Origin of the sequence: Herpetosiphon gulosus (assembly GCF_039545135.1) — a bacterium.
GTDB classification, from domain to species: Bacteria; Chloroflexota; Chloroflexia; order Chloroflexales; family Herpetosiphonaceae; genus Herpetosiphon; species Herpetosiphon gulosus.
In genome coordinates this window covers 455,311-462,501 of record NZ_BAABRU010000002.1, presented here as the reverse complement: position 1 = coordinate 462,501, position 7,191 = coordinate 455,311, and the positions used below count along the sequence as shown (strand labels likewise).

At 48.7% G+C, this 7,191-nt stretch carries 8 protein-coding genes; 4 read left to right on the top strand and 4 right to left on the bottom strand.

What is annotated here, in order from left to right:
- Window positions 1-601: 601 nt before the first annotated feature.
- Both ABEB26_RS03980 and ABEB26_RS03975 read right to left on the bottom strand, forming a co-directional pair.
- Window positions 602-1,000: a LysM peptidoglycan-binding domain-containing protein gene (locus ABEB26_RS03980; protein ID WP_345720655.1), complete on the bottom strand. Its 399-nt coding sequence runs from the start codon at window positions 998-1,000 to the stop codon at window positions 602-604.
- A gap of 9 nt (window positions 1,001-1,009) precedes the next feature.
- Window positions 1,010-2,017, bottom strand: a complete 1,008-nt coding sequence (locus ABEB26_RS03975) for a stage II sporulation protein M (protein WP_345720654.1) — start codon at window positions 2,015-2,017, stop codon at window positions 1,010-1,012.
- 39 nt (window positions 2,018-2,056) lie between these two features.
- Between ABEB26_RS03975 and ABEB26_RS03970 the strand changes: the two genes are divergently transcribed.
- Entirely contained in the window at window positions 2,057-2,884 is an 828-nt protein-coding gene (locus ABEB26_RS03970; RefSeq protein ID WP_345720653.1) for an RDD family protein, read from the top strand.
- On the opposite strand, the gene miaA is transcribed toward ABEB26_RS03970, so the two are convergent.
- Window positions 2,790-3,740 carry a tRNA (adenosine(37)-N6)-dimethylallyltransferase MiaA gene (gene miaA / locus ABEB26_RS03965; RefSeq protein ID WP_345720652.1) on the bottom strand — a complete coding sequence of 317 codons (951 nt, stop codon included), beginning with the start codon at window positions 3,738-3,740 and terminating at the stop codon, window positions 2,790-2,792. The two genes, ABEB26_RS03970 and miaA, sit on opposite strands and share 95 nt — an antisense overlap.
- Window positions 3,741-3,855: 115 nt before the next feature.
- On the opposite strand from miaA, the gene ABEB26_RS03960 reads away from it, so the two are divergent.
- Together ABEB26_RS03960 and cysS are read left to right on the top strand one after the other, a co-directional pair.
- On the top strand, window positions 3,856-4,065 hold the full coding sequence (locus ABEB26_RS03960; RefSeq protein WP_345720651.1) for a hypothetical protein: 210 nt from the start codon (window positions 3,856-3,858) through the stop codon (window positions 4,063-4,065).
- Between the two features lie 2 nt (window positions 4,066-4,067).
- Window positions 4,068-5,258 carry a cysteine--tRNA ligase gene (gene cysS, locus ABEB26_RS03955; protein WP_345720650.1) on the top strand — a complete coding sequence of 397 codons (1,191 nt, stop codon included), beginning with the start codon at window positions 4,068-4,070 and terminating at the stop codon, window positions 5,256-5,258.
- A 57-nt stretch (window positions 5,259-5,315) separates the two neighbouring features.
- On the opposite strand, the gene ABEB26_RS03950 is transcribed toward cysS, so the two are convergent.
- Window positions 5,316-5,891 carry a DUF1499 domain-containing protein gene (locus ABEB26_RS03950; RefSeq protein ID WP_345720649.1) on the bottom strand — a complete coding sequence of 192 codons (576 nt, stop codon included), beginning with the start codon at window positions 5,889-5,891 and terminating at the stop codon, window positions 5,316-5,318.
- A gap of 222 nt (window positions 5,892-6,113) precedes the next feature.
- Between ABEB26_RS03950 and ABEB26_RS03945 the strand changes: the two genes are divergently transcribed.
- The gene (locus ABEB26_RS03945; protein WP_345720648.1) at window positions 6,114-7,142 is read left to right on the top strand and encodes a helix-turn-helix transcriptional regulator; all 1,029 of its coding nucleotides are present in this window, start codon (window positions 6,114-6,116) and stop codon (window positions 7,140-7,142) included.
- The last annotated feature ends 49 nt before the right edge of the window (window positions 7,143-7,191 follow it).

Below are 7,191 nucleotides of genomic sequence, written 5' to 3'. Positions count from 1 at the left end.
ATGTGCAGAAATGTATGAGAGGCACCGTCGAGACGAGACGGACAACTGGGTTGCTGTGGAGGCCGTGTGAACGGTAGAGCAGACAACCGCAGACAGCCGAGCGATCATCGGTTGCCGCGCGTCGGCAAGCATTCAATCTGTAATATGTTTATTGCAATTTTTGAAGCTATAGTTATCAAGCTTATCTGTTGTTGGGTTTACCATTGGTACGTGTCGAGGTGGTTGTGCCCCACGCTGCTCCATCCCGAACCAGGCCGTGAACGCGACACACACCGAGGCTACTGCAGCACCCGCTGTGGGAACGTAGGAGGATGCGTACCATCCAATCGAAAACGCGCTAGATGTCCAACATCTAGCGCGTTTTTGTGTGTACTAAAAAGCTTAAACTTGCTCGAAGCTGGCTGAGCTAGCCTAAAATGCGAAACCGCCAGTTCATCGAACTGGCGGTTTGCTTTCGTCTTTTCGCTTCACGATAGGACTAGAGAAGTCCCTCCGTGATGCTACAATGACTACTATCATTCATTGGCATCACCTCCTTTATCTCTTGCGGTAGTTATCGAATAAAGGTTATGCTGGAAGTATAGCATGCTGAAAATCATTGTCAAGGTGTTGGAGTTAGGTCTTTAGACTGATTTAATGGCAGCGTTATCGTCAGATTACTCGTGCCACTAATCAGCGATGGAATGATCAGCGGTTGTCCAATTGCAATAAGATTGATATCTTCAAGTTTATTGGTGGCTGAAATTTCTTCTACGCTGGTATTAAAGGCTAAGGCTATCGATTCAAGCGTGTCGCCATCGCGCACAATATATAAACCGAGCGGTTGCGCAGTCGGTTGTAACTCATTTTTATAGGCTTCACGGGTTGCATCTAAATCGATAGTTGGTGCCGCTGTTAGATTAACAATCGGTTTGGGGGTTGGGCGGCTAGCAACTGGTGTGCCGCATCCAACTAAAGCTGCACAAATCAAACCAATCGCTAATTGATCTCGTCGTTTCATTATGATCCTCTAGTGTGCTGGGGTTTCAAGCTTCAAGGCGCTTGCTTCAGCAGATTCTGGTTGTTGGACGTTGCGTCCGGCTAATAAAAGATAGGCGTACATACTGCCAGCACTGATAATACCAACTGCAATCTTAAACCACAATGGTAGATATTGCGGCGAAATAAAGCCTTCGATTAATCCTGCTAGAATCAGAAACATGACGATTGCTCCTGATACTTTGAATGCCCGTTGAGCAGCAATCGCCAAGGCGGCCCGCCGCGAAACCATCCCTGGTCGCAGAATGGCCCAAGCAAGTTGTAAGCCAGCACCGCCAGCAAGAAAGATGATGCTTAACTCAACAGGGCCGTGCGCCGCAATAAATCCCCATAAATTATCGGCAAAGCCTAAATTTTGGGCTGCCCCAGATAGAATTCCAAGCATTAATCCGTTGTAATACAGGGCATAGAGTGTGAGTAAGCCTAAAGTCAACCCTCCCACAAATGCTTGAAATGAGACGAAGATGTTATTGGATAGAATCATGACTGCACCTTCAGCATTGTTGTCATTTAAATTGCGCCACCATTCAGTATCGGTTCGCATATCGTCAATCACTGGCTGAAATTCAGGTGCTAAGGCTACCCCTCGAACCGGATCTTGGTAGCTGATGACCCACGCCACAATTGCTGGGAGGAAAAATGCTAAAAATGCTATGCCTGTAAATGGTAGTAGCTCACGGAAGGCTTGGGGGAGTTGATAGAGAAAGTAGTTTTTTATTCCGGTAATTGGCGAATTGCGCTCACGGTAGATGCTGCTATGGCCCTTCGCCACCAAATCGTTTAAATAGATTGTCAAGGGATGACCTGGAAAATCTCGCCGCGCTTGGGCTAAATCTGAGGTCGCTTGGCGATAAAGTCGGCCTAGCTCTTGCAATTCAGCGGCATCCATGGCAATAATATTACTCTGAGCACGGCTGGTTAGCTGGGTTAATCGTTCCCAAGCATGATGTTTGGCATTGATAAAATCTTCTGCTACCATAAAGCTACTCCTCTACTAGTTATATTGTTGGAGATAGAGATGATCGATAATCGTGGAAGTGATCGCTATATTATTGATACTCCCGAAAGTATTGAGTTTGGTTATGATGTGGCTGGAATCGGCACACGTTTTGTTGCCGCAGTCATTGATACGGCCTTCTTCTCAATTTTGTTGTTTATTGCGCAACGGGTCTATATCGGGACTGATAACAATCCCAGCGATCTAGCATATCGGATTTTCTTTTTCTTCTGTATTTTTACAGTCTTGGTTTATTATATCGCCTTTGAGCGCTTTTGGAATGGTCAAACACCTGGCAAGCGGCTTTTGGGGATTCGAGTGGTGCAAGAGGCTGGCAAGCCATTAACTTTCACTGGTAGTTTGATTCGAAATTTACTTCGGTTAATCGATTTTGTGCCAGCTTATTATTCAACTGGGCTGCTCACGATGTTGATCGATAAACGTGCCCGCCGTTTGGGCGATTTGGCTGCCAGCACGTTTGTGGTGCGCGATCGTCAACGGGTGACGCTTGAGATGTTGTTGCAATCAACCCGCGATGATAAAGTTGCGAGTGCGCTCAAAGATAGTGGTGCAACTTTGCCCAATATTACTGCCTTGCGCTCAAATGATATGGATTTAGTTCAAAACTTTTTGCTGCGCCGCGCTGTTTTAGCTCCAGATCGACGCTTGCGGATCGCAACTCAATTGGCCTATGCGCTGTTTGGGCGGCTTGGCTATAGCGTGCCTGGCGATCCTGAGCAGTTTTTGCAACAAGCTACTGATCAATATGTGTTGCTACGTGCTCAGTCATTGCAGCAAGCAGCGTCTGCACCTGTGCCAGTAAATCCGTATGATGGGCATCGAGGCTAACCCGATTGGGCAAACGCCGAAACCACGCCCCTTGTTTGCGAGCAAAACGATGGGTGTTGAATTTGAGTTGGCTGATGCAAGCGCCAGCACTTTGTTGGCCTTGCCACAGTGGCCGAAATTCGGCATAACCCAATCCTGACATCGATGGTAGCTCCCAGTCATAGCCTTGACGAATCAACGCCCAAACCTCGGCAATTAATCCTTCGCGCACCATCAGATCAACCCGTTGATCGATGCGGGCATATAGTTCGTCGCGTGGTCGCTCTAGATCAAGCGTCAACATGCGATAGGGCGGTGGATTGCGGCGCTGAAGCTGGCTAATCGGCTGGCCTGTTTCATGGAAAACTTCTAAGGCGCGAATCACCCGCCGAACATTGGTTGGGTCGATTGCCTTGGCTGCTTCGGGATCGATCGTTTGCAGTTGTTGATGGAGCGCTGTATGGCCTTCGCTGGCAGCCTGTTGCTCATACCGCGCCCGTAATTCGTAATTGGGCGCAACCTCGGGAATGCTCCAGCCCTCAAGTAAGGCTGCCATATATTGACCTGTGCCCCCCACTAAAATTGGCTGTTTGGCTCGTTGCTGAATTTGGGCAATCGCCGCATAGGCCGCTGCTTGGTAGGTTGCCAGGCTATATTCCTGATTAGGATTAACCACGTCGATTAAATGATGTTTGACCAGCGCTTGTTCAGCAGGCGTTGGTTTGGCTGTGCCAATATCCATCCCCCGGTAGACTAAGCGCGAATCGACTGAAACGATCTCGCCATTCAAGGCTTGGGCTAAATCGAGTGAAAAGGCAGTTTTGCCAACCGCAGTTGGGCCAACGATGGCAATGATTAATGGTTGTGGTGCTTGCATGGCCGCTATGATACAAGCCGCCAGCGATTGTTGCAATGTTAATTACGATCTGACGGTATTTTGGCTATTTTTGAGGTACAGTACTACAGGACAATTCTGTGTTAGAGGATCAATCATGACCGAACAACCACCCAAACGTGATGATGATCAAGGCTTCGAGGGCCAAGCTGGCTACGATAGCGGTTTTCAAGATGGCAAATATACCAATCCCGACATTGCCGAATCAGGTGGCGTGGAAGATCGGGCTGGCTCATATGAAGATGGTTTGCGAATTGAACGTGACGATGCGCTTGATCAAACGCTCGACGACCATGGGGAGGCCTAGTCGTGTTACTTTATGATACTCTGCGCCAAACGCCTGTCGCCATGGAGCCAATCGATGGCTTTGTGCGCATGTATGTATGCGGCGTAACTCCCTACGATACGACCCATATGGGCCATGCGCGGACTTATGTGGTCTATGATACAATTCGGCGCTATTTGGAATGGCAAGGCTTGCCAGTGCTGTATGTGCAAAATGTGACTGATATTGATGATGATATTTTGCGCAAAAGCGCCCAACTTGGCCTAACCTGGGATGAATTGGGTCGCCAAGAGACCGAGCGCTTTTTGCGTGATATGGATGCCTTGAATGTGCGCATGCCCAATCACTATGTTAAAGCGACTGATGCCATCGCTAAAATTATCGAAGTGAACAGCGGCTTAATTGAGCGTGGCGTGGCCTATGAAAATCAAGGCAACGTCTATTTCAATGTCCATGCTGATCCCAATTTTGGCAGTTTGGCCCACAGCGATTATGCCAGTATGCTGGCGATTGCCAATGAGCGCGGCAACTTCCCCGATGATCCGCATAAACGCGACCCATTGGATTTTGTGTTGTGGCAGGCGACCAAACCAGGTGAGCCATGGTGGGATAGCCCATGGGGTCGTGGTCGGCCAGGTTGGCATATCGAGTGTACCGCTATGGTGCTGGAGTATCTGGGTCCACAGATCAATATTCATGGTGGCGGCAGCGATTTGCAATTTCCGCATCATGCTTGCGAATTAGCTCAAGCCGAGAATTTTACTGGCCAAAGCCCGCACGTTGCTGCTTGGTCACATATTGGTATGGTCTATTACGAAGGCGAAAAAATGAGCAAATCGCTGGGCAATTTAGTCTTGGCCAGCAAAACGCTACAACACTACAGCGCCGATGCGATTCGCTTGGGCTTGCTCAAATATTATTATCGCGATCAATTTGAATATAGCGATGATGATGTGGCTTGGGGCGAACGCACGGTTGAACGCTTCAAACAGGCTGTTAATAGTGGCGTAGCTGGTGGCGCACTTCATGCTGAAGAGCTGCGCAATGAGGCAATCGCAGCACTTGATGCCGATTTTCAAACACCAGCCTGTTTACAAGCGTTAATCACGTTGGCCGAAGCCAGTATTAATGGCGAAATTGATGACGCTGAGTTGGCTGCTACAACCTTGCGTGAGCTAGGCACGGTGCTTGGCTTACGTAGCGAATTGTGGTAGTTGAAATGATTAACAACAAGGGTAGCCAGGTTAAACTACCCTTGTTGGCGTAACGCTTTATTGGCTTGGTGTGCCTAAATCTTCCTCAAGTGCCCGTACCAGTTGGCGAATATGCCGCCGATTTGCCCCAAGATCTGCACCGCCAACCTTGGATAGCGATTGAATATCCACGCGAGTTTGGCCGCCCTCATCAATAAAGGCGACAGTTAACTCATCGGTGAAGATCCCCATCATCACATCAATATCGACTTTGAGCGATGTTTGACTATCGGAGCGATTGGTAATCGTCCAGCCACGTTGGGCCTGAATTGTGCGAACGCCTGCTTGATAGACCGTATTTTTATCGAGGGTAAAGCGTGGGGTCATCAATTCAGGCACGACTGGGCTATCGCTGGTTGCGGCGCGATTGGTGCTTAGCCCAAGCTCAAATTTATCGCGAAAGTTTGGCACAAAACGGAAGGCATAAAATATCAAGCCAAGACAAATCACGAAGAGCACGATCCGTTTGCCTGGAAACACTTTAGGTTGTGGCCGAAAAATCCAACGAACTGTGGAAAAGAGCGCCATCGAAGCTAAAATGACCGAGCTTACGACGACGACTTCCCATGGGAACACATCCTGATAGTAATTCATGCATCCTCCTAGGCAAAAAAGAACGAATTACAAACATTGCCTTGGTCTTTGGCCGATAATTGCTATGCTACCACATTCAGTGCAAGCTGTTGACGAGCCTCGATTGCTCACTACACGAGTGATTGTCGTTGATCTTGTACAATTTGTTTGCAGTCCCATATGTGCCCCACGTTCCACACCACAACAATCTGAATGGGCTTATTTTGGAATAGTGAGGATTACGTGAATACAAAACGACAAGCACGCGGGATTAAGCGTTCATCGGTGATGAAGGTGCAGCGTCAGATGTTGTTGCTGCGTTGTTTGGGCAGCGGCCCTAAAACCAGTGAAGCCTTGATTGACGAAGTTAACGGCCAGATGCTTGAAGCGTATCCCAAAGCGGCCCGCGAGGCGCTCCGTCACGATCTACGGGCTTTGCGCGAGGTCTTTGGCTGTGTGATCGAATACACGGCTTCGGTGGGTTATCGTTTGGTTAGTGTTGGCGATTTGGCCTTGCTCAATTTAACCAACGATGAAATTGCAGCGCTGCGTTTTCTGGATGCAACCTATACTGCCAATAGCACCTGGCCCGATCATCAACAGGTGCGGCGGTTGGTCGAGCGGATTATTGATTTCTTGCCAATCGAGCGCCGTGGAGCATTGAATGTGGGCGAGCCAATTTTGCAACAGGCTGGTCCAGTTGCACCGTATGAGCATGATCCGCAAATTATGCGTAGCTTGCGCAAAGCCCTTGCCCAGCGTCGCGAAATTCGTTTTCGCTATACTTCAAGCCAACGTGATGGCGAGGAGACGCATCGGGTCGGGCCAGTTAATATTTTTACTCGCGATGGCCATATGTATCTTTTGGGCTATTGTTTTGATGGGCCGCAACAGATGGTCGAGCGGGTTGGCCGCTATGTTGATTATCGCATCGACTATATTAGCAAAAACAGCTTAACAATTTTGCCACGGGTATTGCCACCAGCGTTGCCCAAACGCCCAACTTGGACAGTTAAATATGAGTTGCGCGATGTGGTTGCTCGCAATAAAAAAGTTGCCCACTGGTTTGCTGATACTGATATTCAATATCGTGATGATGGCTCGGCCTTGGTTACGGCCACGGTGCATAATCTCTGGCAAACCCGCCAAATTCTCCTGCGCTACTTGGAGAATTGCCGTGTTTTAGAGCCACCCGAATTGATCGATATGATGCGGGCGACGGCCCAGGGCTTGCGCGATTTGTACCCACCTAGCACCAACGAAATTGGCTAAACAAATAGTCTAGTGTTAGGATATGATTTGATGATTTTTGCAGATCTGA

Excerpts from the sequence above, each read along its gene's own strand:
- ABEB26_RS03970 (WP_345720653.1), top strand. The coding sequence starts at position 2,057 with ATGATCGATAATCGTGGAAGTGATCGCTATATTATTGATACTCCCGAA.
- ABEB26_RS03960 (WP_345720651.1), top strand. The coding sequence starts at position 3,856 with ATGACCGAACAACCACCCAAACGTGATGATGATCAAGGCTTCGAGGGC.
- ABEB26_RS03950 (WP_345720649.1), bottom strand. The coding sequence starts at position 5,891 with ATGAATTACTATCAGGATGTGTTCCCATGGGAAGTCGTCGTCGTAAGC.
- ABEB26_RS03975 (WP_345720654.1), bottom strand. The coding sequence starts at position 2,017 with ATGGTAGCAGAAGATTTTATCAATGCCAAACATCATGCTTGGGAACGA.
- miaA (WP_345720652.1), bottom strand. The coding sequence starts at position 3,740 with ATGCAAGCACCACAACCATTAATCATTGCCATCGTTGGCCCAACTGCG.
- ABEB26_RS03980 (WP_345720655.1), bottom strand. The coding sequence starts at position 1,000 with ATGAAACGACGAGATCAATTAGCGATTGGTTTGATTTGTGCAGCTTTA.